The organism is Sphingobium sp. (assembly GCF_049304695.1).
In the GTDB taxonomy this organism is placed as follows: Bacteria; Pseudomonadota; Alphaproteobacteria; order Sphingomonadales; family Sphingomonadaceae; genus Sphingobium.
The window spans coordinates 1-26,978 of record NZ_JBAQOK010000096.1 but is presented as its reverse complement, the minus strand read 5'-3'; the positions used below and the strand labels follow the sequence as shown (position 1 = coordinate 26,978).

Annotated in this window: 24 protein-coding genes and 1 tRNA gene; 7 read left to right on the top strand and 18 right to left on the bottom strand. The window is 61.9% G+C overall.

Annotated features, from left to right (window positions below; genetic code table 11):
- Positions 1-30: 30 nt before the first annotated feature.
- Positions 31-930: an SDR family oxidoreductase gene (locus WA070_RS19495; protein ID WP_422635573.1), complete on the bottom strand. Its 900-nt coding sequence runs from the start codon at positions 928-930 to the stop codon at positions 31-33.
- Positions 931-947: 17 nt separating this feature from the next.
- Positions 948-1,553 carry a GTP cyclohydrolase I FolE gene (gene folE, locus WA070_RS19490; RefSeq protein WP_422635572.1) on the bottom strand — a complete coding sequence of 202 codons (606 nt, stop codon included), beginning with the start codon at positions 1,551-1,553 and terminating at the stop codon, positions 948-950.
- A 153-nt stretch (positions 1,554-1,706) separates the two neighbouring features.
- Here folE and WA070_RS19485 point away from each other — a divergent pair, with 153 nt between their 5' ends.
- Both WA070_RS19485 and ilvD read left to right on the top strand, forming a co-directional pair.
- Positions 1,707-2,294, top strand: a complete 588-nt coding sequence (locus WA070_RS19485; protein ID WP_422635571.1) for a nucleotidyltransferase family protein — start codon at positions 1,707-1,709, stop codon at positions 2,292-2,294.
- A 135-nt stretch (positions 2,295-2,429) separates the two neighbouring features.
- Positions 2,430-4,280, top strand: coding sequence for a dihydroxy-acid dehydratase (gene ilvD, locus WA070_RS19480; protein WP_422635570.1), 1,851 nt, complete (start codon positions 2,430-2,432; stop codon positions 4,278-4,280).
- A gap of 70 nt (positions 4,281-4,350) precedes the next feature.
- Here ilvD and fghA read toward each other — a convergent pair whose 3' ends face one another.
- The 15 genes from fghA to WA070_RS19405 form a co-directional block, all read right to left on the bottom strand.
- On the bottom strand, positions 4,351-5,187 hold the full coding sequence (gene fghA, locus WA070_RS19475) for an S-formylglutathione hydrolase (RefSeq protein WP_422635569.1): 837 nt from the start codon (positions 5,185-5,187) through the stop codon (positions 4,351-4,353).
- Positions 5,187-6,296, bottom strand: coding sequence for an S-(hydroxymethyl)glutathione dehydrogenase/class III alcohol dehydrogenase (locus WA070_RS19470; protein ID WP_422635568.1), 1,110 nt, complete (start codon positions 6,294-6,296; stop codon positions 5,187-5,189). Before WA070_RS19470 ends, fghA begins: the two co-directional genes overlap by 1 nt.
- A 109-nt stretch (positions 6,297-6,405) precedes the next feature.
- Positions 6,406-7,116, bottom strand: coding sequence for an SDR family NAD(P)-dependent oxidoreductase (locus WA070_RS19465; RefSeq protein WP_422635567.1), 711 nt, complete (start codon positions 7,114-7,116; stop codon positions 6,406-6,408).
- Positions 7,113-7,865, bottom strand: a complete 753-nt coding sequence (yaaA, locus tag WA070_RS19460) for a peroxide stress protein YaaA (protein WP_422635566.1) — start codon at positions 7,863-7,865, stop codon at positions 7,113-7,115. The genes WA070_RS19465 and yaaA overlap by 4 nt, the downstream gene beginning before the upstream one ends.
- 65 nt (positions 7,866-7,930) lie before the next feature.
- Complete coding sequence (locus WA070_RS19455) at positions 7,931-8,740, bottom strand: YncE family protein (protein ID WP_422635565.1); 810 nt, start codon at positions 8,738-8,740, stop codon at positions 7,931-7,933.
- A gap of 93 nt (positions 8,741-8,833) precedes the next feature.
- Complete coding sequence (locus WA070_RS19450; RefSeq protein ID WP_422635564.1) at positions 8,834-10,270, bottom strand: hypothetical protein; 1,437 nt, start codon at positions 10,268-10,270, stop codon at positions 8,834-8,836.
- A 52-nt stretch (positions 10,271-10,322) separates the two neighbouring features.
- Positions 10,323-11,456: a hypothetical protein gene (locus tag WA070_RS19445; protein ID WP_422635563.1), complete on the bottom strand. Its 1,134-nt coding sequence runs from the start codon at positions 11,454-11,456 to the stop codon at positions 10,323-10,325.
- Complete coding sequence (locus WA070_RS19440; protein WP_422635562.1) at positions 11,453-12,541, bottom strand: endonuclease/exonuclease/phosphatase family protein; 1,089 nt, start codon at positions 12,539-12,541, stop codon at positions 11,453-11,455. The genes WA070_RS19445 and WA070_RS19440 overlap by 4 nt, the downstream gene beginning before the upstream one ends.
- Before the next feature lie 118 nt (positions 12,542-12,659).
- On the bottom strand, positions 12,660-13,829 hold the full coding sequence (locus WA070_RS19435) for a glycosyltransferase (RefSeq protein ID WP_422635561.1): 1,170 nt from the start codon (positions 13,827-13,829) through the stop codon (positions 12,660-12,662).
- Positions 13,830-13,834: 5 nt separating this feature from the next.
- Positions 13,835-14,362 (bottom strand): DUF2141 domain-containing protein, encoded by a 528-nt coding sequence (locus WA070_RS19430; RefSeq protein WP_422635658.1) that lies wholly within the window; start codon positions 14,360-14,362, stop codon positions 13,835-13,837.
- Positions 14,362-15,324, bottom strand: a complete 963-nt coding sequence (locus tag WA070_RS19425) for a hypothetical protein (protein WP_422635560.1) — start codon at positions 15,322-15,324, stop codon at positions 14,362-14,364. Before WA070_RS19425 ends, WA070_RS19430 begins: the two co-directional genes overlap by 1 nt.
- On the bottom strand, positions 15,321-16,547 hold the full coding sequence (locus WA070_RS19420; protein WP_422635559.1) for a glycosyltransferase: 1,227 nt from the start codon (positions 16,545-16,547) through the stop codon (positions 15,321-15,323). Before WA070_RS19420 ends, WA070_RS19425 begins: the two co-directional genes overlap by 4 nt.
- 130 nt (positions 16,548-16,677) lie before the next feature.
- Positions 16,678-17,373, bottom strand: coding sequence for a methyltransferase domain-containing protein (locus WA070_RS19415; protein WP_422635558.1), 696 nt, complete (start codon positions 17,371-17,373; stop codon positions 16,678-16,680).
- A gap of 3 nt (positions 17,374-17,376) precedes the next feature.
- Positions 17,377-22,050, bottom strand: a complete 4,674-nt coding sequence (locus WA070_RS19410; RefSeq protein ID WP_422635557.1) for an NAD-glutamate dehydrogenase — start codon at positions 22,048-22,050, stop codon at positions 17,377-17,379.
- A gap of 292 nt (positions 22,051-22,342) precedes the next feature.
- Positions 22,343-23,662, bottom strand: coding sequence for a PAS domain-containing protein (locus tag WA070_RS19405; protein WP_422635556.1), 1,320 nt, complete (start codon positions 23,660-23,662; stop codon positions 22,343-22,345).
- A 194-nt stretch (positions 23,663-23,856) separates the two neighbouring features.
- Between WA070_RS19405 and WA070_RS19400 the strand changes: the two genes are divergently transcribed.
- Positions 23,857-23,932: transfer RNA gene (locus WA070_RS19400), tRNA-Thr, on the top strand.
- Between the two features lie 61 nt (positions 23,933-23,993).
- Here the strand turns inward: WA070_RS19400 and WA070_RS19395 are convergent.
- Positions 23,994-24,389, bottom strand: coding sequence for a hypothetical protein (locus WA070_RS19395; protein WP_422635664.1), 396 nt, complete (start codon positions 24,387-24,389; stop codon positions 23,994-23,996).
- Here WA070_RS19395 and WA070_RS19390 point away from each other — a divergent pair.
- From WA070_RS19390 to WA070_RS19375, 4 genes are all read left to right on the top strand, one after another.
- Positions 24,297-24,671: a rolling circle replication-associated protein gene (locus tag WA070_RS19390; RefSeq protein ID WP_422635657.1), complete on the top strand. Its 375-nt coding sequence runs from the start codon at positions 24,297-24,299 to the stop codon at positions 24,669-24,671. The genes WA070_RS19395 and WA070_RS19390 overlap by 93 nt on opposite strands.
- Positions 24,672-24,880: 209 nt before the next feature.
- Positions 24,881-25,210 (top strand): hypothetical protein, encoded by a 330-nt coding sequence (locus tag WA070_RS19385; RefSeq protein ID WP_422635555.1) that lies wholly within the window; start codon positions 24,881-24,883, stop codon positions 25,208-25,210.
- A gap of 249 nt (positions 25,211-25,459) precedes the next feature.
- Entirely contained in the window at positions 25,460-26,116 is a 657-nt protein-coding gene (locus WA070_RS19380; RefSeq protein WP_422635554.1) for a recombinase family protein, read from the top strand.
- Positions 26,106-26,903 carry a hypothetical protein gene (locus WA070_RS19375; protein WP_422635553.1) on the top strand — a complete coding sequence of 266 codons (798 nt, stop codon included), beginning with the start codon at positions 26,106-26,108 and terminating at the stop codon, positions 26,901-26,903. The genes WA070_RS19380 and WA070_RS19375 overlap by 11 nt, the downstream gene beginning before the upstream one ends.
- Positions 26,904-26,978: the final 75 nt, after the last annotated feature.

The window sequence follows — 26,978 nt, the reverse complement described above, 5'->3', positions numbered from 1 at the left end:
ACCCCTGCCACGCCCGCATATATGCCGACCCTATCGGCACAGATGCATGAAGTCCCGATCATAGCTTTTCATATGCGCGCCGCCATCGACATAGAGCGTCTGCCCCGTCACCGACGCCGCGTTGGCCAGATACAGCACCGCCTGCGCGATCTGCTCCCCCTGCGGCAGGCGACCGAGCGGCATCATCGCCTCCAGCCGCTCCATCTGCTGCGCATCATAATCGGGCGTGGCGATGGTCAGCCCCGGCGCGACGCCATTCACCCGCACGCGCGGCGCCAGCGCCGCCGCGCTCGTCCGCGTCAGCCCCGCCAGCGCCAGCTTGGACAGGGTATAGGCAAACTGGTCGCCATGAGGATGGTCGATCCGCTGGTCCAATATGTTGACGATGCATCGGTCCACATCGCCAGCAGGGACGGTGGCGAACGCCTTGGTCAGCATGGCGGGCGCGGCGCAATTGACCGCATAATGGCGCATCAGGTCATCGGCGGTCACGCTGTCCAACCGATCCTGCCCGAACATCGCGGCGCTGTTGACCAATATGTCGGGCGGGCGGCCAAAGCGTTCCGCGACCATCGCGATCAACTCTTCGGCATTTTCGGGATCGGCGAAATCGACGGTAAAGCCTTCCCACTGCGTCCCCTCCTCCTCCAGCGTCAGCGCCAGATGGGAATCGAGCCGCGTGTCATGACTGCCATGGATCGCCAGCGAACAGCCCGCCCGCGCCAGCGACGCCGCGATCACGCCGCCCAGCCGCCGGTGCCCCCCCGTCACCAGCGCCAGCCGAGGCGAGGACAAGGGCAACCCAGCCCGCTGCGCCGTGGGAGCCACCACCACCGGTTCGCCGATCGGCGCCGCGATGGGACCATCTGTCGCATCATCCGACACGCGCGCACTGCCCAGCGGGCGGTAGGGAGGGTCGTCTTCGTTCACAGGCTATACCTCTACGACTACGACGCGATCAGCTTCAACACTTCCTCGCGTGATTTTTCGTCGTCGCGAAACACGCCCAGCATCCGACTGGTCTTCATGATGACACCCGGCGTGCGCACCCCGCGCCCGGTCATGCACCCATGGGTAGCCTCGATCACCACGGCCACGCCCTGGGGTTTCAGATGATCCCAGATGCAGTTGGCGACTTCGGCGGTCAGCCGTTCCTGCACCTGCAACCGGTTGGCATAGGCGTGCAGCACGCGTGCCAGTTTCGATATGCCCACCACATATTCGCCGGGCAGATAGGCAATATGCGCCTTGCCCACGATGGGCGCCATATGATGTTCGCAATGCGACTGAAACGGTATGTCTTTCAACAGCACGACATCGTCATAACCGCCCACTTCATGAAAGATTCGCGACAGATGATAGGCCGGATCATCGGCATAGCCCCGGCAGTATTCGCGCCACGCCCGCGCAACCCGCTCGGGCGTTTCCACCAATCCTTCGCGTTCCGGCGCATCGCCCGACCAGCGAATGAGCGTGCGGATCGCCTCGCTCACTTCGGCCGGAACCGGCTCCTTGCCTCCACCGACATCTACGGGATCGCGGTCATATGCCATGAACAGGGCCACTCCTTTTCAACTGCGTCGCATATGGCAACGGAAGGTTGGGATGGCCAGTGGTTTCAGGATCACTGGACAGCGGACCATCCCGGTGGCAAATCGGACGTTTGTCGGGTCGCAATCGAGCAATAATGTCTTATCCTTTCGCCCATGCGTACTGAACGCATCGCCGCCGTGCTGCTGGCGGCTGGCACATCTTCCCGCTTTGGTGACGACGACAAGCTGATGGCGGACCTGCGCGGCAAGCCGCTGGCCGCCCATGTGCTCGAAACGATCGCGTCCATGGCCTTTCGCGAATTGATTGCCGTCGTCCGGCCGATCGAGCAGGCGCCGGTGCTGCACCGCAAACTGGATCGGCGCGGCTATCACATCATCGTCAACGACCAGCCGGAGGACGGCATTTCGGGCAGCATCGTGCGCGCGGTCGAATATGTCATGCCCAATAATCGCATACGCGGTATCCTCATCTGCCTGGCGGACATGCCCAACGTGCCGCAAACCCATTATAATCGCATCTGCATGGCGGCGGAGGATATCCGGTCGGTCGTCGCCAGCACCGACAGCTTCTCCGCCTCGCCCCCCGCCTTCATCGGCCGCAAGCATTTCCCAGAACTATTGGCATTGAAGGGCGATCAGGGCGCCCGCGTCCTGCTCAGCCACGGGCTTCAGATCGAAACATCGACGCAGGTGCTGCACGACATCGACACACCCGACGATCTGGCAGGTTTTCACAAATAGGCTTGACGCTCTTGAACCGCGCGCCGATCATCTCATTTATGTCCTGAACATCGCCCGTGCAGCAATAAAATGTTTCTTCCCCGCGCCCCTGCGGCTAGAGCGGCTGCCTTATATCCGCCCGAAGGACCATAGATCATGCCCGCCTACCGTTCCAGAACCACCACCCACGGTCGCAATATGGCGGGCGCGCGCGGCCTGTGGCGGGCGACGGGGATGAAGGACGAGGATTTCGGCAAGCCGATCATCGCGGTCGTCAACAGCTTCACGCAATTCGTGCCGGGCCATGTCCATCTGAAGGATCTGGGCCAGCTCGTCGCGCGCGAGATTGAGGCCGCCGGTGGCGTCGCCAAGGAATTTAACACCATCGCGGTCGATGACGGTATCGCCATGGGCCATGGCGGCATGCTCTATTCGCTGCCCAGCCGTGACCTGATCGCCGACAGCGTCGAATATATGGTCAACGCCCATTGCGCGGACGCCATGGTCTGCATCTCCAACTGTGACAAGATCACGCCAGGCATGCTGATGGCTGCGATGCGCCTCAACATTCCCGCCGTCTTCGTATCGGGCGGCCCGATGGAAGCGGGCAAGGTGGTGATGCGCGGCAAGACGGTCGCGCTGGATCTGGTCGATGCGATGGTCGTCGCTGCCGACGAAAGCTACACCGACGAAGAAGTCCAGACGATCGAACGCTCCGCCTGCCCCACCTGTGGCAGTTGTTCGGGTATGTTCACGGCCAATTCGATGAACTGCCTGACCGAAGCGTTGGGCCTCTCGCTGCCCGGCAACGGTTCGACGCTGGCCACCCATTCCGATCGCGAACGGCTGTTCCGCGAGGCGGGCCATGTCATCGTCGATATCACCAAACGCTATTATGAGCAGGACGACGAAAGCGCCCTGCCCCGCAACATCGCCAGTTTCAAGGCGTTCGAAAATGCCATGAGCCTGGACATCGCCATGGGCGGATCGACCAACACGGTGTTGCACCTGCTGGCCGCCGCGCATGAAGGCGGCGTCGATTTCACTATGGCCGACATCGACCGCCTGTCCCGCCGCGTGCCGTGCCTGTGCAAGGTCGCGCCCGCCAAGCAGGACGTGCATATGGAGGATGTCCATCGCGCCGGTGGCATCATGGCCATATTGGGCGAACTGGAACGCGCTGGGCTGATCGACACGTCGCTGCCTACGGTCCACAGCCGCACCATGGCCGATGCGCTGGCCCGCTGGGACATTGGCCGCACCAACAGCGAAGAAGTGCGCAACTTCTACCGCGCGGCGCCCGGCGGCGTCCCGACCCAGACTGCGTTCAGCCAGTCCGAACGGTGGGAAGACCTCGACATCGACCGCAAAAAAGGCGTGATCCGCTCGGCCGAACATGCCTTCTCTCAGGATGGCGGCATCGCCGTTCTCTATGGCAACCTTGCTCCCGAAGGCTGCATCGTGAAGACCGCAGGCGTCGATGACTCCATCCTCATCTTCCACGGCACCGCGCGCGTCTACGAAAGCCAGGACGCCGCAGTGGCTGGCATTTTGGGCAATGAAGTCAAGGAAAAGGACGTCGTCGTCATCCGCTATGAAGGGCCAAAAGGCGGTCCGGGCATGCAGGAAATGCTCTATCCCACCAGCTATCTGAAGTCGAAAGGCTTGGGCAAGGCCTGCGCGCTCATCACCGACGGGCGTTTTTCTGGCGGCACGTCGGGCCTCTCCATCGGCCATGTCTCCCCCGAAGCAGCAGAAGGCGGCCTGATCGCGCTGGTCCAGACCGGCGACCCCATCGTGATCGACATCCCCGCCCGCGTCATCAAGGTCGATCTGGATGACGCCCTGCTCGCCGAACGCCGCGCCGAAATGGAAAAGATGGGCGCAAAGGCCTGGAAACCCTTCGGCCGCAAACGCGCCGTATCCCCGGCCCTGCGCGCCTACGCCGCCATGACCACTAACGCCGCCAAAGGCGCCGTCCGCGACGTCAGCCAGATCGAGAAATAGGATCCTCCCCTGCAAGGGGGCACTTGGCGAACCCTGCAAAGATCCTCCCCGCGCAGGGGAGGATCAAGCATCAAGCCAACCGCGCAGCATGCCAGCGCAGATGATCGTCCATGAAGGTCGATATGAAATAATAGCTATGGTCATAGCCCTCGCGCATGTTCAGCGTCAGGGCGATGCCCGCCTTTTCACACGCAGCACGTAGCAAATCCGGCCGCAATTCCTTTTCAAGGAACTGATCCGCCCCGCCCTGATCGACCAGCAATGCCTCGACCCGCGCGCCATCCTCGATCAGTGCGACCGCATCATGCTTGCGCCACGCGGCCTTGTCGTCACCCAGATAACCGCCCAGCGCTTTCTGCCCCCAAGGCACCTGCCCCGGCGCGACGATCGGCGCGAAAGCCGACACGGCCTTGAACCGATCTGCCAACGCCAGCCCGATGGTCAGCGCGCCATGGCCGCCCATGGAATGGCCCATGATCGACTGGCGTGTCATGTCGGCAGGAAACTGCGCCGCGACCAGCGCGGGCAGTTCGTCCGTCACATAGGACCACATTTTATAATGCTGCGCGAAGGGTGCCTGCGTCGCGTCGACATAGAAACCCGCGCCCAGTCCGAAATCATAGGCGCCATCCGGGTCGTCCGCCACGCCCTCGCCACGCGGCGACGTATCGGGCGCAACGAAGATCAGGCCCAGCTCCGCGCACACCCGACGATATTCGCCCTTGTCCGTTACATTGGCGTGGGTACAGGTCAGGCCTGACAGATACCATACGACCGGCATCGTCACGCCCGGCTCATGCGGCGGCACATAGACAGAGAATGTCATGTCCGTGCCGGTGCTGGTGGACGCATGGCGATAGACCCCCTGCGTCCCGCCATAGGCCTTGTTCTGCGATACCGTCTCCATCAGAAGACGACAACCGAACGGATGCTCTCGCCTGCATGCATCAGGTCGATCCCCTTGTTGATTTCCTCAAGGGTCAGAACATGGGTAATCATCGGGTCGATTTCGATCTTGCCGTTCATATACCAGTCCACGATCTTGGGCACGTCCGTCCGCCCCTTAGCCCCGCCAAAGGCGCTGCCCTGCCAAACGCGGCCGGTGACAAGCTGGAACGGACGAGTGGAAATTTCCTTGCCCGCTTCGGCCACGCCGATGACCGTGGAAACGCCCCAGCCGCGATGGCAGGCTTCCAGCGCCTGACGCATCACCGTCGTGTTGCCGGTGCAGTCGAACGTATAGTCCGCCCCGCCATCGGTCAGTTCGACCAGATGCGCCACGATGTCGCCATCGACCTTCAGCGGATTGACGAAATGGGTCATGCCGAAACGGCGGCCCCATTCCTCCCGGTCAGGATTGATGTCCACGCCGATGATCTTGTCCGCGCCCACCATCCGCGCGCCCTGCAGCACGTTGAGGCCGATGCCGCCCAGGCCAAAGACGATGACATTGCTGCCCGGTTCGACCTTCGCGGTCTTGACCACCGCGCCCACGCCCGTCGTCACGCCGCACCCGATATAGCAGCTCTTGTCGAACGGCGCGTCTTCGCGGATTTTTGCGACCGCGATTTCGGGCAACACCGTGAAGTTGGAGAAGGTAGAGCAGCCCATATAGTGAAAGATCGGCTGGCCCTTATAGCTGAACCGCGTCGTGCCGTCGGGCATCAGCCCCTTGCCCTGCGTCGCGCGGATCGCGGTGCATAGGTTCGTCTTGCCGGACAGACAGCTTTTGCACTGGCGACATTCGGGGGTGTACAGCGGGATGACATGATCGCCCGGCTTCACGCTGGTCACGCCCGGTCCGACTTCGCGCACGATGCCCGCGCCTTCATGGCCCAGGATCGATGGAAAAATGCCCTCGCTGTCGAATCCGTCGAGCGTATAGGCATCGGTATGGCAGATGCCCGTCGCCATGATCTCCACCAGCACCTCGCCAGCCTTTGGCCCTTCCAGGTCGACCTCGACGATTTCCAGCGGCCTCTTGGCTTCGAATGCTACGGCGGCGCGGGTTTTCATGGGGCTTGGCTCCTCGCAAAATGATATCACGCCTCCCCTAGCAACATCGGGGCTGGGCGATAAGGAAGCATTTTTGCAATAGACTATGACATGACGGGGATAATCCCGATCAGAAAGGCACTTCCTCGCCCTGAAAGTCGAACAGCTTGCCGCTGTCGGGAATCTTCAATCCCTCGACCACATCCAGCAATTGCAGCGCGGCGCGCTCCGCATCGAACAGGCGGCCCGGCTGGACATTGCCCTGAAACGGTCGAGACAGGTCGGTATCGACCGTGCCGGGGTGCAGCGCGACGACGATCGAGCGATCGTTGCGGCGGCGCTCCTCGATTGCCAGCGTACGGATCATCATGTTGAGCGCGGCCTTCGACGCGCGATAGCCATGCCATCCGCCCAGCCGATTGTCGCTGATCGATCCCACCCGCGCAGACAGGGCCGCAAACACACCACGCTGGCCGCGCGGCATGATCGGCAGGAAATGCTTGGCGACCATCGCCGGGCCGATCGCATTGACGGCATAGACCTGCGCCAGCCACGCCGCGTCCAGATCGCGCAACGCCTTTTCCGGGCCATGTTCGCCATCATGCAGCAGGCCGGTCGCCACGATCACCAGAGCCGGTGGTGGCCCCTTGGCAACGTGATCGGCGGCGGCTGCAATGCTTGCCTCATCGCGCAGGTCGATATGCTGCGCTCCCTCACGCGATCGGGCGAAGCCGTGGACGCAGGCAAACGCCCCTTCCTCGACCAGCGCCGCTTCCAGCGCGCCGCCGATGCCGCCCGATGCGCCGATGACGACCGCGCTGCTCTTGCCCGTGTCACTCATGCCCGCATGAACCGCCAGCGGTTCGCATCGCTTTCATCCGCATCGAACCGATAGCCATCGCTGTCGAAGCCGCGCATATCATCGACCTTTATAATATGATGCTCGCACATCCACCGCGCCATCATGCCCCGCGCACGCTTGGCGTTGAAGCTGACGAAGCGGGGACCATCAGGGCCAGGTTCGCGAAACTCCACATCGATCACCCGCGCATCGCCCAGCTTGCCCGCCACGGCCGCATAATATTCCTGGCTGGCCAGATTCAGCACCACCTTTGCCTCGTCCTGCGCCAACTGGGTGCGCAACAGATCGGCGATCCGGTCGCCCCACCAGTCGGTCAGCTTCTTGTGCCGGGGTGCCCAGCGCGTGCCCATCTCCAGCCGATAAGGGCGGATCGCATCGAGCGGGCGCAGCAGGCCATAGAGTCCCGACAACATCCGCACATGATCCTGCGCGAAAGCGACCCCGGCCTCATCCAGCGTATCGACCTCGAACCCGGTGTAAACGTCACCGGCGAAAGCGAACAGCGCAGGACGCTCAGGCAGGTCGGGGAAATCGCGAAACCTCTCCGCGTTCAGCTTGGCCAGACGCGGCGAGATATGCATCAGCTCGGCCAGCTTTTTCTGCGACAGATTGGCCGCCGACTTGGCAAGGCTGCACGCTTCCTCCGCAAAATGCGGGGTGGTGACATCAAGCGGCGGGAGCGCGCGCTCGAAATCGAGCGTCTTGGCGGGGGACAGCAGGGCAATCATGCCGCCGTCCGTAGCGCGGGCCGATCCATGCGTCAAAATGTCCGCGCAAAGATCGCGCGCGAGCGCTATTCTTCAGCTATGGCACTTGCGACCATGGTGCTCTGCGCCCGATCAATGGACCACAGACGCCCGGCCTGAACCGGATCCCAGTCGATCGCCTGCCCCGGCGTAGCCGTGCCGATCGTGCGCTGCAATTCCAGCCGCGATCCGCCTTCCGGCAGGCGCAGTTCATAGATTTCGGGGCGATCATGCCCCGCGACATAGAGGCGACCATCCCTGCTCCAGCTTAGCCCCGAGCAACTGAAAGGCGCAAAGCGGGCCAGTATCTCCGTCGGAAACGTCCATGCCGCTTCCTGCCGGAAAGCATCGTCCAGCCGCGCCAGCAGCGTATAGCGATGGTCCCGGTTCGGTTCCCCGCCCTTGCCCGCATAATTGGCGTAGACCGCCCAACATTTGCCATCATGTCGATCGAGCGCGGTCAGCGATCCGGGACCAAAGCCAAGGCTGACGGTGCGCAGGTGGCGCAGGGTGTGCGTATCGAAAATCTCCACGGCGCTGGTCTGGGGCACTTGCGGATAATTGGATGCCGCGCAGACCAGTTCGCGCCCCGCGACGGTGCAACTGTTCATATGGGGGAACAGCGCACGCTCCCCCTTCCATTCCGCAATTCGCTTGCCGGTGGCGATAATATATTTGCCGATCCGATCATTATCGATCGCATAGACATGGGTGCCATCCGATGCGACCCCCTGATGCGCTTCGGCCGCGGGGATACGCAGGACGACGGGTGACGCTGGTGGAGACGGAGATGGAGATGGGGACGGCGCGTCGCCTGCCACCTGCCCGGACGCTGGCGACAAGCCTATGATAAACAAGATGAATATGAGTGACAGACGGGGCATTGCAGGACTTTCCTTGGGCGGCAGGGCCGATCCATAAACCGCCAATGCTACCGACAAATGGCAAAGCTATCGCGGCGGCAGATAGAGGCGCATCCGTCCCGAGGGCAACGGCACCGGTCGATAACCGTGCCTCCGCGCCCACTGCTCAAGCGGCGCGTCCAGCCCCCCGGACGCGGCGCGTTCCCGCTCCCCTTCTCCACCAGCCAGTATCGCGGCAGGCGGCTGGGCGTCCAGATCCTCGACCAGCGTGGCGGACGTGGTCAAATGAAACGCCCGCGCCTGATGCGGCGACAGAATATTACGTGTCCGTAACAGAAACGGTCCAGTCACAAATCGCCGGTCAATCGGCAGAGCGGCATCGACAATGCGTTCTGTAGAAACCGTGGTGCTCACTCGCGAATTCAGGTCCGCAGGCAGCAGACGATCGATCGCCCAGACGTCCCGCATAACGGCCAGCATCGGGCTGCGCCCTGACGCAATATTGCCACCGACCTTCATCGCCGTTTCGCCAAGCCCCGCCACTACACAAAGAACGATCAGGCCATGGCCTAAGCCCTGACGCCAGAAAGGCGCGTCGGCCAACAGCGCAAAACGGATGAACAAGGCAGGCAATACTGGCCCCAGATATTGCACATAAATGGGACGCGGCAACCATGCGGCAACCATCCCCGCGACGATCACCATGTCCAATAGCACCTCCACCAACCTGCGCCGCCGACCGGCGATCGACAGCAGCGCGATCAGCGCGATCAGGCCGCACCCCTGCGCCAGATAGCGCACCATCCGGACCAAGCTGAGCGGCCAGTCCAGCATGAATGCCTGACCATTCAGGGTGCGCCATTCGACCGGTGCCTTGATGCTATAATCGATGATGCCAAACCATGCCGCGTCCCATGCCTGCGCCGCCATCCAGATGGTCGGCAGAGCGCCGATCCCGCCGCCCAGCGCCAGCAGAGCCACTCTTGCCACGCCCAGACTGCGCCAGTGGAGCAGCGCAAAAAGCCCGACCGCCGCAGCCGGCAGGCCATAGCTGATCTTCGCCGAAGCCGCGCCTGCCAGCATAATCCCCGCCAGCAGCGCCGACCACCGGCCAGTATCCCCCCGAACCACGCCGATCAAGACCGCCAGCCCCGCCGTCATCAGGAGCAAGGGCAAAGCATCATTGCGCGCAACGCTGCCCGCGAACAGCAGCATATGGCTGGACGACAGCGCCAGTGCCGCGATGGCCGCACCACGATCCGATGCACCCGCCCGTCGCGCCGCCAGCCAGACACAGGCGACAGCCCCTGTCGCCAGCACCGCATTGACGACGCGCAGGGCGGGGAACAGCCACCCCTTCGCCCCCCACGCCAACGGCGCGAAAAGAAGGGGTTGCAACGGCGTCTGAAGATAGGCGAAGTCGCGATAGGGAAGGCCATAGCGCATCATTGCAACCGCGCCGACATATTGCCCCTCGTCATGATCGAGCGGACCGAACGCGACAAGGATCAGCAGCAAAACCAATAGCGCGGCGCACAAGGGCCAGATGGCGTATCGAACGGGAACGGGGCCGGTCCTACCAGCTAAGCTGCGCACGGACCATGATCGCCCGCGCCTGATCCGCCGCATAAAGCGGTCCCAACGGATCATCGCGCATGAAGCGACCGCTGGTCAGGTGATCCGGGTCCGTCATACGGGCGGACAGCAGCAGGGGTCGCCCCGCAGACGTCGCCATCCGATAATCGACACCGGCCTGCACCCGCACTGCCCGGCCTTGCTCTGCCCAGAAGGCAGGCGCGCTGTTATGGGCGATCGACAGGTCTGCCTGCCACGGTCCATCCTGCCATACGGAGCCGATCCCCAGGCTCCGCTCGCGCATCATGGCCCCGCCCGATACGTGCGTCCGCGCGTCGCCATAGCGGACGGTCCATGACAGATGCGGGGTCAGGCGATGCTGCGCTTCCGCCACGACGCCTGCGATCCGCGCGGAGCCGCCGTTCACCGGCAAAACGCCGCGCCCGACGAAGGCCAGCTGGTCGTCCAGCCGCCCACCCTGCAACGCGATGGACAGGTCGACGGCAGGCGTCGCAACCCAATCGGCGCGCATCTGCACGCGGCTATATGTCTCTGGCTTGAGCGTGCGGGTGAGCGACAGGAAGCTGTCGCGCGTCAATCCCATCGGTCCGCCCGTCCCGGTTTCGGCATAGGCCCGCAACCGTTCAAGATAACCGACAGTCAATCGCAGGCCGCGGCCCGGCTGGATGGCCAAATGCGCGCGCGGCAGGAACCAGTCGCGTGAGCGCAGCCGCTCGCTGCCTGTGCCTACGGTAACGTTCGCGCTGCGATTGCTGATCTTGATGCCATCCCAGCCCAGCGACGCCAGGACGTGATCGCCGATCGAAAACCGGTCCTCAATCGTATAGCGCACCACACGGCTACGCGAGAGCGCGTGCGGCGTCAGCGGCGTCGCAGTGCCAAGATCGGAAAACCGCCGCGTGGTCCGTTGCAGCATGATGCGAATATCCTGCATGCGATCGTCAGCGCCGATCGGATCGATATGCCCGCTTATCCTGGGATCGTGGACGCGGGCAGGCAGGCGGGGCGACAGGCCAGGATGTGGTTTCAGTGAAAAGCCGAGCGGCAGTGTCTGCGCCTGCGCATTGCCAGCGATGCAGGCCAGCAACAGAAGCGACGCACTAGGCCGCTTCACAAGCGCGCTCCGGCAGGGCCGCCCGTCGCGACGCGGATCGGCGGACCCAGTCCATAGTCGATGACATATCCAAAATGATCGGACAGCGACGCGCCATCGGGTTCATATCCGAAAGGCACATGCGCCGACAAAACCGGCAACGGCCTGTCCTGCCCATTCCGCGCGAACAACCAATCCTTCGCCTTGCCGCTGGCGAGGCCCAAGTCGCGGCATGTCGCCGCGTCGATGCAAGCGGATTGAACGAGCGCACGGCGCGCTCCGCCCAGATCAGGGCGGATGAAGCGCATCCCGGCCTGCGCGAAACTGGTGAAGAAGGCGTCGGCCCGGCGGCCATCCTTGCCGATATTCATATCGCCGCCCAGCACCATCGCCTGCCCGGCCGGAACATGGCTCGCGACGAAGCGCGTCATCAGGTCGACCTGCCGCACGAAGGCGCGCTGGGTGCGTTCGATCGATACACCTGCGGCGCCACGGGCATTGAGGTGCGTGTTGACGATGCTGATAGGCCCATCGAAACCGGGCACCGCCAGATGGGCGATCAACACGCCCTTGTTCGCCAGACAATCGAACCCGGCGCAGGCGAAATCCGGGAAGGTTATGCGATCGATCCGCTTGATCGGATAGTCTGACAGGATTTGCAGTCCACTGCCCAATTGCTTTCCTACCGCCTCCCCCCGCTCCCAGCGTGCTTTGGCCAGAAAGGGCCGGTCGGCGACGTCCATCGCGATGCCTGACAGAGACGCCGCATCCGGGCCGTGCGCAACATGGGCATAGCCTGCCCGCAGCGCGATCCGTGCCGCCTGCGCCGTGAAGGCTTCCTGCAACAATATGATATGGGGCTGCTGGCCGGACCGGCGCAACTGCGCCAGCCTGTCGGCAATATCATCCAGCGCCTCTTCCCGCCCGAATGCGATCGGCCAGGGCAGGCCTTTGACATTATAGGTCATGACCGACAGCCTGCCGTCCGCAGGCGCCGATCCGGCTGCATCCCGATACAAGGCAGGATATTGGCCGCCATGCGTCGATCCGGACGCGGCCAAGGCGACCAGCCCCGCAAATAACAGTGCGCGTAATGGTTTGAACATGATGGCGGCCCCCCGTGTATTCAGGGCATAGCGGGCAATTGCGGCATCACCGTTTCGGTTAAGCGGCAGCGCGGTTAAACTTTGGCGGCATGTCCGTCATCGAAAGGACGCCATCCTGTCACGCAGCCATTGGCTGCGCGTGCGCTGCGTAGAGGGCGAACAGATCGGCGAAATGCGTGTCCATCGTGCGCGTGCCCATCGCAGCAGCGCGCGCCTTGACCATGTGCGTGTCAGGGCCGTCCGACACGAAGCGGTCCAGCCGCTCGACCAGGCTCACGCCATCGGCTGCAACATAATGATAGCCTGCGCCAGGCACCAGATGATCCGCCGCTGCGCCGCTATCAGGCAGGAACATCGGCACGCCGCTCGCCCGCGCTTCCGCTGCGATCATGCAGAATGTCTCGGATTCACTGCCATGGACCAGAGCATCCGCACTGGCGAGCAAAGTTGCGAAGGCCGCTCGATCGGTGACGGGCGCGATCAACCGGACATGTGGATTGCCAGCCGCCGCACGCTGCACACTGGCCCGCGCCCGACCATCGCCCGCAATGACCAGCCCGACCGGACGGGCAAAACCACTGGCCGTGGCGGCCTCGATAATCATAGGCCACCGCTTTTCCGGCGCATGCCGACCAGCGCCCAATAACAGCACTGCGTCTTCAGGAAGGCCGCAGGAGGCCAGAAGCTGCGCACGCAGATCGGCGTCACGCCGGGCGGGCGAAAAAATGCCGGGCTGCACACCCATATGGTTCGTCACGACACGACGCAGCCCGCCTGCCTTCAGCCGGGCGGCCAGATCGTCGCTGGCGCACACGATATGGTCGAACCGCGCGTCCATGCGGTGCAGATGGCGCCAGAACCAGTCGAAGCCGCGATCGATCACCGGGCGCGGGGCAAGTCCCCGAAACCAGCGATAGGCATAATTGCCCAGCGGATCGGCATGCATGATAAGGCTGCGTGGCGCGCTGCCGCGCCAGTTGGCGACCATCGTCGCGCTGGCCCAGGGCGTCGATGCCTCGACCAGATCCGGCCGCAGCGAATCCAGCCGCGCATGCAAAGCCGGTTCGTCGTGAAAATAGTGATAGCGCCCATCGAGCGGGAAACGACGCGCGCGGACAAATTCGATACGGGCATGATCGTTGATGATTTCCACCCCCGCCTCCGCCGCCGGGGCCAGGATGATGACTTCATGACCCTGCTTTGGCCCCGCCAGCATCTTGTGCCGGACATAGGTTTTGACGCCCCCGCCCCGGTTCGAATAAAATGCGCACACATCGACGATCCGCATGATCTCTACCGCCTTGCCGACACAGGGCCGAAGGACAAAAGCCCCCGGCGATAATTCATGACGATCTGCTCCCGCGTCACGCTGGCACCCGCGACGATCGCCGCCTCGCTGGCCCTGGGCTTGCCCATGCCCAGCTTCGGGTTGCTCCCAAAGCCAACGCCATCGACCGACAGGCCGAACCTGTGATTGCCGTCCCGATCATGCAGCACGCTGACGGCGTAGCGGCCCGGCCCCGGCAAGCGCACGCATAAGCTCACCGGGTCGCCCGATGGCACGGGCACTTCGACGCGCCGGAACGCCTTGCCCTGCGCAATCAGGATATTGTCGTCCTGCAGGAAATCACGATCGTTGGCGGGATAGACTTCCAGCTTCAACAGACCGCTGCGGTCCTTCAGCCCGACGATGTCGATCAGGAAGGCCGGGCCGCTTTCGTTGCTACGGCACTGCGCCTCCGCCTTTCCCAAAGCGGGGGTGGAGGGAGGGATGACGCCCGACAGCAAGGCCAGCGTCGCCGACAGGATGACCGGCGCAATCACAACGCCATCCGCCGCCGAATGACGCCGCTCGCACCCAGCAGCAGCCCAACCAGCAAGTGCGTGGCCAGCAACAGGCTGGCGAGCAGGGCCAGAATTTCGGCAATCTCCCCTTCCCGCCCGACCAGGAAAGTGGCGACGCCTGCAAACAGGACATCCTTGTTGGGCACCAGCGGCAAACGCGACAGTACCAGCCGGACGGTCGACAGCATCACCCACCAGCTCAGCGCCACGTCGGGCAGCATCAGATGCCACAGCCATGCATATAGCAGCAGGTTGGTGAAGATGCGCACGAAATGCACCGACGCCACCATCCGCCGTTCCCGCGCAGGCAGACTGAATATACGCCGCCCCAACAGCATGGGGATCAGCGACGCCAACACCAATATGGCCAGTGAAATGCCCAGCGTCTGCCCGTTGATCGCCAGCCGCAGGGACGAGAGCAATGGAAAGGTCAGAGCCAGCATCGCCAGCGTCACGACATTGCCCATGATGCCCGACAAAATAGCCGAATCCTTGACCGCGCCAAAGGGCGACCCCGCCATGCGCACATGGCTGCGCGCCCAGGCGTAGAAATAGACGTCGCCGACATAGCCCAACAGCAGTTCGTTGCTCAGCCGCTTGCGGAACAACGCCGCCAGTCCGCCCGCCGGGATCGACCAGAGCCGATGGAAGATGAACCAGTCGAACAGTGGCGTCAGACTGTAGGTCAGGACGAAGACGCTCCAAAACATCACTGTCTTGGGCACGAGAGCCAGCAACGACGTAAAATCCACGCTGCCCAGTTGCACGAACACGACGGCCAGCAGCGCGAACGAAATGACGGGGCCAAACCATGCCGTCCAGTTGCGACCAGACGCCACCAGCGGCGCGGGCAACAGCCGTTCGCGCACGGCAGGCGCCTTCCATTGCGGAAGCGCCGTATCGATAGGATGGGTCGGGGCGATATCCACGCTGCTCATGCCGGCTTCACACTGCTCCCTGAACGAAGAAATGAGGATGTCTTGCGCATCTTGGCTTCGCGCGCCTGCCGATCGGCAATTACGGTCGCAAAGAGCGCGACATAGGCCGGAACCGCCGCCTCTATAGTGCAATCGCGCACCTTCGCCCTTGCTCTGGCGCGGTCCTGCCGGACAGGATCGACCTGCGCTATCGCCTGCGCGAAACCTTGAACGTCGCCGCAGGCGACCAGCGTGCCAAGCCCGCCATGGTCGAGCATATCCGCGATTCCCACGCAGCAGCGTGTCGCAACGATCACGAGACCGACCGATAGCGCTTCGACCACGGCCCCAGGCAGCCCTTCGTAAAGGGACGAGAGCAGCAGCACGTCATAATCGCGCAGCCGCGCACGGACATTGCAGCAATGTCCCGGCAGATCGACCCGATCCGCTAAGCCGAGCGCAGCGATCAGAGCAAGCAGCGCACCACGCTCGCTACCTTCGCCGAAAATGGTCAGATGGTCGTCAGGCCACGCACCGCGTGCGAACGCGCGCAGCATGGCGGGATAGTCCTTCTGCCGCTCCAGTCGCCCCACCGCAACAAAGCGCCGCCCTGTGGTGGGCTGACGCTCACGCCTATCCGGCTCGAAGTCGGCAGCATCCAGCACCGGATTGGGCATGACATGCACGCGATGCGGGGGAACTCGCATCAATGTCATGACTTCGGAGGCCATGGGCGTGGACAGCACCGCAAAATGATCGATCGCCCGCCCCTGCAAACGCAGCCAAAGACGATAGAGCGGGCGAATCATTGGCGGCAGATCATGACGCTGCAAATCATTGCTGATCTTCGCGACGATCGGCGGGCAGGTGTTACCCAGCGCCAGCTTCAGCAGAACGGGGATGACCGTATAGGCATTGCCGGGACAGAATAATATGGTCGGCGGCGAGCTGCGTATCTGACGCCAGAGCGACACAGTAAGGCGCACGATAGGCGCACGCGACCCGATAGCAGGCCAGACCCGCGCGACGTGATACTGTCCCGATGGCGGCTCCATCGGCCCAAATTCCGATCCAGCCACCAGGTCAATAGGCAGCCCGGCCGTTCTCAAGCCGTCAGCGAGACGCAGGGCAATCCGCTCTACCCCGCCCGGACCAAAGCCTTTGACGAACAGCATGATGCGGCGATCTGAACCGTCCGCACGCTGGCGAATGTCGAAGCTGACCAGTGGATCCGTGCGCGTCATAGACTGTGCCCATGGCCGCGCGATGTAACAACCTCATGCCAGTTCGATGACTGGCTTGTGACTATCGCGTCTTTGGCAGGAAAAATTCCAGCCGGGTCGGGTCAGTTATTGCAGTGCCACTAAACCATATTTAGCGCAGCCGCTCCACGCACAAACGAAAAGCGAAGCGTCGCACGATCCGCACGTCATCAACTGACAGCCCCGCTTGCGGAAGTAGGGCGCGCCAGTCGTCGGGACGGAAGGATCGCGCGATCGACAATTGCCCATCCTCGCGCACGATCCGATGGACCAGCAGAAGGCGGGCCAGAAGCGGATAGCCCCAATAGGCAAAGCCGTGGCGATGCAGGTCGCAGATCAGCCAGCCCAAGCGCGCCCGCGCCTCCATATGGCGCAGAAAGGTCATGAGCTGACCGTCCGTCATATGGTGCGTCACCTGACTGGAAACGATGAAGTCGAACGTTTCGGGCTGATCGCGATAGTCCCCGGCGCGATAGTCTATGCACAAGTCCGCCGGAGTCGCCGCGCGGGCGGCGGCGAGGCTGTTTTCGTTAAGATCGACCCCGACCAGTTGCGCATCGATCCCGCGCATGCGCGCCCACCGCGCCACGACGCGCAATATGTCGCCATCGCCAAAGCCAACGTCCAGCAGGCTGAACCGCCTGGCCGACCCGATCGCGCGGTTCAGAAACGCAATGGTCGGCCGGGCGGTGAAGGTCCAGCGATTGACGCGTGCCAGATCGTGCAAAACCTGCGCGTAAATTGCGGAGTCGAGGTCGGCCGCATCCATTTGCTCTTCCTGCCGCGACCGGACTTGCAAATTAGCCATGGCCTAACGCCCCAGCAATCCGCGTGCCTGCCCCGCAATCTCCGCCAACATAGCAACATTGGGCGCTGCCGCCGCCTTGGCCCGCTGCACTAGCGTGCGAAACTGGCGGATGCGTGCGCCGCGTTGCACCAGCCAGTTTTCGATATGGGTGGCGATGTCCTTGCCGCCGTCATTCCGGCTGCAATGCGCCAGGAAATCGAGCCGCACCTGTTGCATGTCCCGAGCCACGCCCGATATGAGCAACCGCTCCCACGGGTCGGTCGGCTGCATCCGCGCGGCGGCGGACTGCACCCAGTCGATGCCAACCGCTTCGCCCAAATGGGTGAAGGCGCGGGTCAGCGCGACTTCCTCCACCTTCAACCGGTCGGCCAGCGCGGCAATGCCCACTGCACCATCCAGCTTGAACAGACCCGCCGTGCGCAGCGCCAGCGTTTCTGGCGCACCCAGACCCAGCAGGCGGTCTGTCACGGCGTTGCTGCGCCTCTGCGCCTCAGTCGTCAGCAGATCATCGACCTGCCCCGCCAGCTTGCCTACGCCGCTGGCCAGCAATGCGCAGGCCTCGCCCGGCAACGTCCCGGCAGGCACGGCGCGCAATATGTCGGCAATCTGCGCGCGCATCCCGGTGGCGATGTCGTTGAACAGGGCAAGCCGGGCATCTTCCGACATGTCGGCCGCGTCTATATCATCCCAGAGCGAGCGGATATCATACAGCCGTTCGGCGACCAGGAACGCGCTGGCCATGTCGGACAGGGCGCAGCCTTCTTCCTCCACCAGTTCGAAGGGGTGGATGATACCAAGCCGGTTAACGATCCGGTTGGCGACCTTCGTGGCGATGATTTCCTTGCGCAGGGCATGGGCGGCGATGGCGTCCGCCTCCTTTTCCTGCATCGCAGGTGGGAAGGCGGCGAGCAGTTCGGCCTCCATGCTGGCGTCCGTCGCCAGATCGCCATGTTCGATCGCGTCCTGCAACGACAATTTGGCTGTCGACAGCAGCACGGCCAGTTCGGGCCGGGTAAAGCCCTGACCATCCTGTCCGCGCCGCAGCAACTGATCGTTGGCGGGCAGCCCCTCGACCTGCCGGTCCAGCCGTCCGGTTTCTTCGAAGGTTTCGATCAGCCGGACATAGCTGGCCAGATCGGCCGCGCCGCCGCTTTCGGCGATGGACAGCCCCAGCGCCTGAAGCCGGTTATCCTCCAGCACGATATCGCCCACCGCATCCGTCATACTTTCCAGCAACGCGTTGCGGGCGTCGAACGGCAGGCGTCCCTCGGCCATTTCCTTGTTCAATGCGATCTTGATATTGACCTCATTATCCGAACAATCGACGCCGGCCGAATTGTCGATGAAGTCGGTATTGATCCGCCCGCCGTGCAGGGCAAAGGCGATGCGCCCCGCCTGCGTCGTCCCCAGATTTGCGCCTTCGCCGATCACCTTGACGCGCAACTGTTCGGCGTTGATCCGCAACCGGTCGTTGGCAGGATCGCCGACATCGCTCTGGCTTTGCGCCGCCGCCTTTACATAAGTGCCGATGCCGCCGAACCACAGCAGGTCGGCGGGTGCCTTGAGAATGGCGGAGATGAGCGCGGTCGGCTCCATCTCGCTGTCAGTCACGTCCAGCACGGACTGCATTTCGGGCGACAGGGGAATGCGCTTCATCGCACGGGAAAACACGCCGCCCCCACTGGAAATCAGCGCCTTGTCATAATCGTCCCAACTCGACCGGGGCAATGCGAACAGGCGATTGCGCTCTTCCCAGCTTGCAGCAGGATCGGGCGTGGGGTCGAAAAAGATATGGCGGTGGTCGAACGCGGCGACCAGCCTGATCGCCTTGCTGAGCAGCATGCCGTTGCCGAACACGTCGCCCGACATGTCGCCACAACCCACGACGCTCACCGGTTCGCTCTGCACATCGACGCCCATTTCGGCGAAGTGGCGCTGGACCGAAATCCATGCACCGCGCGCGGTGATGCCCATCGCCTTATGGTCATATCCGTTGGACCCGCCGCTGGCGAAGGCATCGCCCAGCCAGAAATTGCGTTCCAGCGCGATTGCATTGGCAACGTCGCTGAACGTCGCAGTGCCCTTATCGGCTGCGACCACGAAATAGGGATCGTCGCCATCGCGCACGACGACCTTGCCCGGATGCGTCACCGCGTCCTTGACGATATTGTCAGTGATCGACAGCAGCGAACGGATGAAGATGCGATAACTTTCGGTGCCTTCGGCAAACCATGCGTCGCGGTCGGTCTGCGGATTGGGCAATTGCTTGGGATAGAAACCACCCTTCGCGCCAGTCGGCACGATGACGGCGTTCTTGACCCGCTGCGCCTTCATCAGGCCCAGCACTTCGGTGCGGAAATCGTCGCGTCGATCGGACCAGCGCAGCCCGCCGCGCGCCACTGGGCCGGCGCGCAGATGGATGCCTTCCACCCGTGGGGAATAGACCCAGATTTCGCGCCATGGCAGCGGCGCGGGCAGGCCGGGAATGAGCGCGCTGTCGAGCTTGAAGGCCAGCGCCTCGTCCGCTGCCGGGCTGTAGAAATTGGTGCGCAACGTCGCCACGATGACGGCGCGCAACAGGCGCAGCACGCGGTCTTCGTCGATCGCCGTCACCTGCTCCAGCCCCGCGTCGATCGCGGCCTGAGCGGTGTCGATCCGGCCCTGTGCATCGACGGCATCGGGATTGTGCAGCGCCTCGAACAGGTCGATCAGATTGTTGGAAACATCCTGCGCGTGGGCCAGCGTTTCGGCAAAGGTCGCCATGCCATAGGCCATGCCAGTCTGGCGCAGATAGCGGAACAGGGCGCGGAACAACACGACCGATCGGGGGGCAAGGCCAGCGGTCACGATCAGTTCGTTGAAACGGTCGTTTTCAGCGCGCCCTTCCACCACCTGCGCGACGGCTTCGGTCACGGTTTCCGCGCGCGACACGACGGCCTGCGCATCACCGCCCACGGGCAGTTCCAGCACGAAGCGCTGGACATGCCCCAACGCGCCGCTCTCGATCGCGGTGGTCATTTCCTCGATCACGCGGAATCCGAAATTCTCGAACACCGGCACGACTTCGGACAGGGCGATCGGCACATGGCTGTAGAGCTTCAGGCGCAGCCGCTCGCCGCTGTCTTCAGGATTGCGGTAGATGCGGATTGACTTGTCGTGCGGACCCGAAAGGCCGTGGATCAGGCGAATATCAATGGCTGCCTCGGCCGGGCCAGCACCATTGCGGTAGGCCAGCGGGAAGCCACCCGCATAACGCTGCGCCAGCGCGGCGGCGCGTCCGGCGTCCTCGGTCTCCGCCAGCGCTTCCTCGACCGCTGGACCCCATCCACGCACCATCTGGCGCAATTGCCGGTCCAGTGTCGCGTCGTCGGGCACGACGCCGCCATCGCGCAGGTCGAGCGTGATGCGCAACAGCGCCAGCCCGCCCTCCTCCAGCGCGATCGACCAGCTGAGCACCGGGCCATTGGCAGCCTGCGACAGCATATCCTGTATGGCCACGCGGCGCGCGGTCGATAATTCATCGCGCGGCAACCAGACGAAGGCGTAGAGATGCCGTGCCAGCGCACTGGTGGCGATCACCAGCTTAGGGCGGGGACGATCGGTCAACGACATGAACGTCAACGCCAGACGTTCGAGCGTTTCGCGATCGAACCCGATCAAAATGTCGTGCGGCAGGGTGGTCAGCGCATGGACCAAAGTCTTGCCGGCATGACCCTGTGGATCGAAGTCGAACTTGTCCATCAGGCCCGACAGCGCGGATCGCAGCAGCGGTACTTTATCCGGCATCGCCGACAGGCCGGTGCTGGTCCACATGCCCGCATGGATCGACAGTGCGGTCACATCCTTGCCCGTGCGCACGGGAATGATGATGAGATCGAGCAGGACCAGCCGATGCACGCGCGACATGCGGCTGGACTTGATGATCAACGGCGTGCGCTTGCCTTCCTCGAACCAGTCGAAGGCAGCGTCCAGCGAGGCTGGCGCGATCAGCGGCCGGTCATGGCGTGTGCAGATGCCCAGCGGCGCGCTGCTGCTGCCGTCACGCTGCACGATCTCATGGCCGGTCTGGGTAAAATGGCGCGCCAGGAACCAGCGCAGCAAAGCCGCCCCTTCCTCGTCCGGCACCGCGTCCGCGTCCGCCGACATCGCCGCCTGCATCGCGGCCCAGTCGGCCACGGCGGCGCGCACGTCGGCCAGCGTATCCTGCAACGCCTTTTCCAGCGCGCGGCGCGCCTTCGCATCGGCACGATCGGCCTCGATATAGATCATCGATTCACGCCGCGCGCCCGGTGCGTCGTCATCCAATATGGCGGATAGCGCACTGTCCCCCGCGCGCGTCACGGACAGGACCGGATGCAGCAGGCGGTGGATGGTGATGTCGGATGCGGCCAGAGTGTTGGCAATCGAATCGACCAGAAACGGCATGTCATCGTTAATCAGCGCAATCCGCATGTAACGGCCGTTCGCGCCTTCCCCCAGCGTTTCGGTGACGATCGCTGGTTGACCGGGTTTGCGGCCATTGGCTGTGCGAGCAAGGAAAGCGGCGGCAGCGGACAGGGCCGCTTCATCCAGCCCCTCTCGCTCGCCGGGTAGCGCGTTGCGCGCCAGCGCGGTTTCCAGCGCCTCACGAATGAAGGGTTCGACCTGCTTGTTCTTCGCGTCTGCCAGCGCCGTCATGCACACACCTCGTGTCGCGGGTAAGCCCCGCCTGTGGGTCTTAAACGAAGGAGGCGCTGGATCGTCGTCCTGCGACTCCTCGGCTTTGGGTGGACTATATGCCCCCGGCCGTCGATCGCCTCAAGCCTTGGTTAGAAATAAAGTTTCCCAAACTTGTAATAATATGACGCGTCGCAGCACGGCGTATCATGACCGGGGCAGCGGTTCGACTATCGGACGGCATGACGGCAATGTCGACAGGCAAATGGCGACCGCGCTTGCCTCTTGTACCGAAAGCCCCGCTTTTTTGCGTCTATTTCTGCTTGAGAGCGTGAGCCGCCACGATCACTCGCTGGCCGAGGTCCGTCCCCTGCGGTAACGCGCCGACCAGCGCCAATGTACCGTCGGCCTCCCGCCGAGCGACGACGATGGCCAGGCCATCCTCATCAGTAGCAATGGCCATATGATCGAATTTGGCGGCGACCTTCATTGCGTCGCGTGCATCTTGGCGCCGGTCTGGACGGGCGGGAGCGTGCGCCCGGCGCGCCATGCGCGCGTCGCGCACCAGCGCCTTTAGGCCACCTGTGTAGCTGGAAAGATAGTCGGCCAGCGATCCCAGGGCCATGCCCACAGCGCGCCCATGGTCCAGCGCCGTGGCATATTCCGTGATCCGGGTCTTGTCATATGTCGCGCCGAAAACCAGCTTGATGATGGCGGTCATCGGACTGCGCACCTGCGCCTTGATCCCGCAATCGGCGAGCAGATGCGCATAATCATCAGGCCGGGCTTGAGCAACCAGCGCGAAGTCGTAGGCAAGCCCGATGGCGCGATAAAGCGCGGCATGGCTGCGCGCTTCGCTCGCCCTGACCTGTTCCGCGCCATCGCGCGCCAGCGCCAGCCAGTCCGCCAGCGATGCGTCATCGTCGGGACTTTCCATGCCGCTCAGGTCCAGCGTATCTTCATGGGGGGAGGAAACGCGATCCGTTGAACTTATGTACTGCGATGTCGCAGGACCATCGGCCCAGACGGGCGTGGCCGTTCGGTCCACTGGTGCGGTGCGCAGGGCTTCACCGATCTCGGCCTCCAGCGCGTCTGTTACGTCGCGGTTGGCCAGCTCCTTCCAGTTGATGACGCCGAACACGAAATCGATCGTCTCGTCGTCGGAAGAAAAGGGCATCAATATCCCGCGATACAGGATTTCCGCGCTGCGCTGGTTAACGAACTCAGCCTCGAATCCGATGGGTGCGGCGTTCGCAACGATCTGAAGATAATGGTCCGTCAGGCGCGACAGCAGCGACCGGGCGGGCACGTCGTTAATATACTCGATCGTGCTGGAAATATCGCATTCCTGGCGCAGCGCCGCACCCAGATAGACGATGGCGGGATTGTCGAGACCGGTGCTGAAATCCAGCAGCACACTATGCGGGCCGAAATCCTCCAATTCGTCGGGCGACAAATCCTCGATCGATGGCAGCGACCGATCACCCAGCAGCGACGCCCAATAATTATAGGCGCGCACCTGCATACGTCGTTCTTCGGACACGACTGTGGGTGGTGTTTCGAACGTGGCATCATCGCCATAATCGAAATCATCATGGTCGTTGGCGACGTCATGCCCCCGCAGAGTGTCCATTCGGTCGGTCCTAAATCAGCGTGTTTGTACGTGTGAAAACAGTCTTTGGACTCCACATTGGCACCGGATGGTAAACTTGCCGTAAATTTGAGGAAAAGCAGGAGGCCGCGACCGCTTTGGACGCAAAAGAACGGGCGGCAATGCATTTGCCCGCTTGTCCTGACGCCCAACCGCTGTTATCTGCCCGCCGCAACGCCGCTTTAGCTCAGTTGGTAGAGCATCGCATTCGTAATGCGGGGGTCACAGGTTCGAGTCCTGTAAGCGGCACCAGAAAACCACCTAAAATCAATGACTTACACGGTTAGCGTCGTGATTTCGCTATGATCCACTTTCATCGGGCATAATTGCCGGTGATCCGCACATTTCTGCGGAAAATTGCTGATCCCCTATTGGTGCGATTCAAGCTGTCGGGTATATTAAATAAGCAGATCGTCTTTATCGACTGCACACCCACCCCCACCACATCCCTAAATACACTCAACACCCTTTCACGGTCCCACACGTCTGCATGAGAACATATCAAGATCAAATTGCATATCGTCAGGCATTTCACGATCTCGTCAGGATCGAGCAATTTGCCGACCCCTTTGCCGTAACCTTGACCCTTCGGCAGGGGATTAACGGGTCCGCTGGGATGCAAGGACAATTCCAGCGAATCGATAGATATGAAGCTGAGAAGAATTTCCGACACTTCATGAACCTGCTCAATAAACAGGTTTACGGTCATGCTGCGGAACGGCATGGCAAGCGGGTGCAAGTTATGCCCGTGTCTGAGGGTGGAGATTCGATCCGCTATCACTATCATGCGATTATCGACTGTCCCCGACCGGAGCTTCATTTCGAGTTTCCGGCCATGATCCGCACCTGCTGGCTGCGGACACCATGGGGATATGACCAGATCGATATCCAATCCTCCTGTGATGAGGGTTGGAGCAACTACATCAGCAAATTTCGCAGCAAGGTCGAATACGATATGTCGTTCGACTGGACCAACTGCCATCTGGATTGATTGTTGGGTCTAAACCCCTTCAACCACTTTTGCCTTTGTCACCTCTGCCAGCTTGGTTCGAAATTAGTTCGGACCTTGATTAAAAGGTCATGTCTAAAAGACATCAAATACATTCTACAGAATATCCACAAATACTAATAACATTATAAATTTAAAAGTGCGAAGCACCATCCGAAGGATGTAATATAATAATATAGAAAGGAGGTTTTATGAAAATCGAAAAAACACTTATAAATTTCAACGTGCCGACAGCGATGTTGCACACATTCGATCGTCTATGCCGTTTGCACGGCCGGTCCAGATCGTTGGTTTTAAATGAGCTGCTCTATGAATATGTGTTGAAGATCGGTCAGCATGCATTTTCCCGGATCGATCAGTTTCGGAAGATCGATGAGCATCTGAAAAGGGCGCTTCTACAGGATGTTGGCTGCGAGCTGGGTGTCGGATCGCCGCAGGCGAGTATCGGTGTTCAGAACCCGTCAAAATCAGAATTTGCAGCCATTGGCGGAAAGGATGCTTTTTCGACGGAGGGCTGCTGACATGCGGGAGGTAGTTCGGCAGAGGAAAATTAGGGCAGAGCTGTTGGCGCTGTTGGACATGACGCCGTTTCAACGGGCGGTCCTTTTCGAAAAGGAAATAGTTCAAGAGCGGCTAGCAAATCGCAATCTTGTTCCGATGGAGGTTCGGTGCCGATGATCCTCCATCCTGTGAATGTCCGTTGTCCATCCGTTCTGATGGCGGGAGCACGTCCACGACAAACCAAGGTTTATTATGGACGGAGCCGGGATGTGAACCGCTATGTTGCCTATTATCGAGTATCGACCGCGAGCCAAGGGCGATCGGGCTTAGGTCTTGCCGCCCAGCAGACAAAGATCGAGACATTCCTCTCCGATGGCGACGAGGTGATTGCCGAGTTTGTAGAGGTGCAGTCAGGAAAGTCTGACACTCGCGAACAGCTTTGGAAGGCGATAGCCCACGCTAAAAAGCATGACGCCAAAATCCTGATCGCGAAGCTGGATCGGTTCTCACGGAAAGTGAGCTTCATCGCTGGCATCATGGAGCAGGGGATTGGTCTGGTCGTTGCCGAGATGCCCCATGCCAGTGATTTCCAATTGCATATATTTGCAGCGCTGGCGCAGGAAGAGCGACGGCTGATTTCCGAACGGACCCGTAGTGCGTTGGCCGAAGCTAAGAAGCAGGGTGTTATCCTCGGTAAGAATGCGGCTGCATTGAAGGAACGGCATTGTCAGCAGGCGTTGGATTATGCCCGCTCTGTCGAACCGATATTAATGCCGCTGGCACGGCAAGGCTGGTCGTTCACTGCCATTGCAGAGCAATTGAATATGGCCGGTATCCATGCAGCCAAAGGTGGGCGGTTCACGGCGCAGACGGTGAAAAATATCGTCGTTCGGCTTCGCGTGGAGGATTTACGCCATGCACGTTGAGCGGATTGGCCCTGTTTCGCTGACCGGAGTGGTTGGCTCTCCCAATTATTATGCACGGTATCGGAAGAATGGTAGGCAGATCACCCGGTCATTAAAAACGAACGACGTTCATGATGCCCGTCAACAGGTTGAGGCTATCGCCACAAAGCTGGGATATCGGAAACCGAAAGAGAAGATCGACTACAGCTTCCGACGGTTTGCGCTCGATACGATTGAGGCTGACCGGAAAAAGGTTCAGCGCGGCGAACGGGCGGCTACGCTGGTCAAGGACAGCGAATGGATTTTGAAGAAATATCTGACGGAGCGGATTGGGGCCGTTGATATTCGCAAAGTGGATTATCTGCGGATGCAGGAGGTGGTGGACGACCTCACCGACCTCGAATTGAAATCCACGTCCATCAAGCGCATCATGGTTATGGTCAGCAAAACGTTGAAGACGGCTGTTCGTGCCGGTGTGTTGGGCCATGTGCCAATGATGCCGGAAATCAGCTTGAAGCATCGAACGCGAGGGTGGTTCTCCGAGACGGAATATGACCGTCTTTTGCAAGCCTGCCGGGATCATGAAAAAGCGAAGACCAAGGTTCGGTCACAGACGGTTGGACCGGAATTGCAGCGGTTCATTCGATTCATGGTCGAGACGTTCATGCGCCCCAGCGACGTGAAGCTGCTTCGCCATCGGCACATAGAGATCGTGCGGAGAAACAGTACCCAATATCTGCGGATTTCCACTGATTTCTGTGGATCGGCGTGCAAAAAGGACCCCGTTAGCGGGGTGATCGGCGTCTAAAAGGGACCCCTCATTTCGATGGTTTAAGCAGCCGGCTGGATTTTCAGGCGGCGAGATCGGGATGTTGGTTTTGGA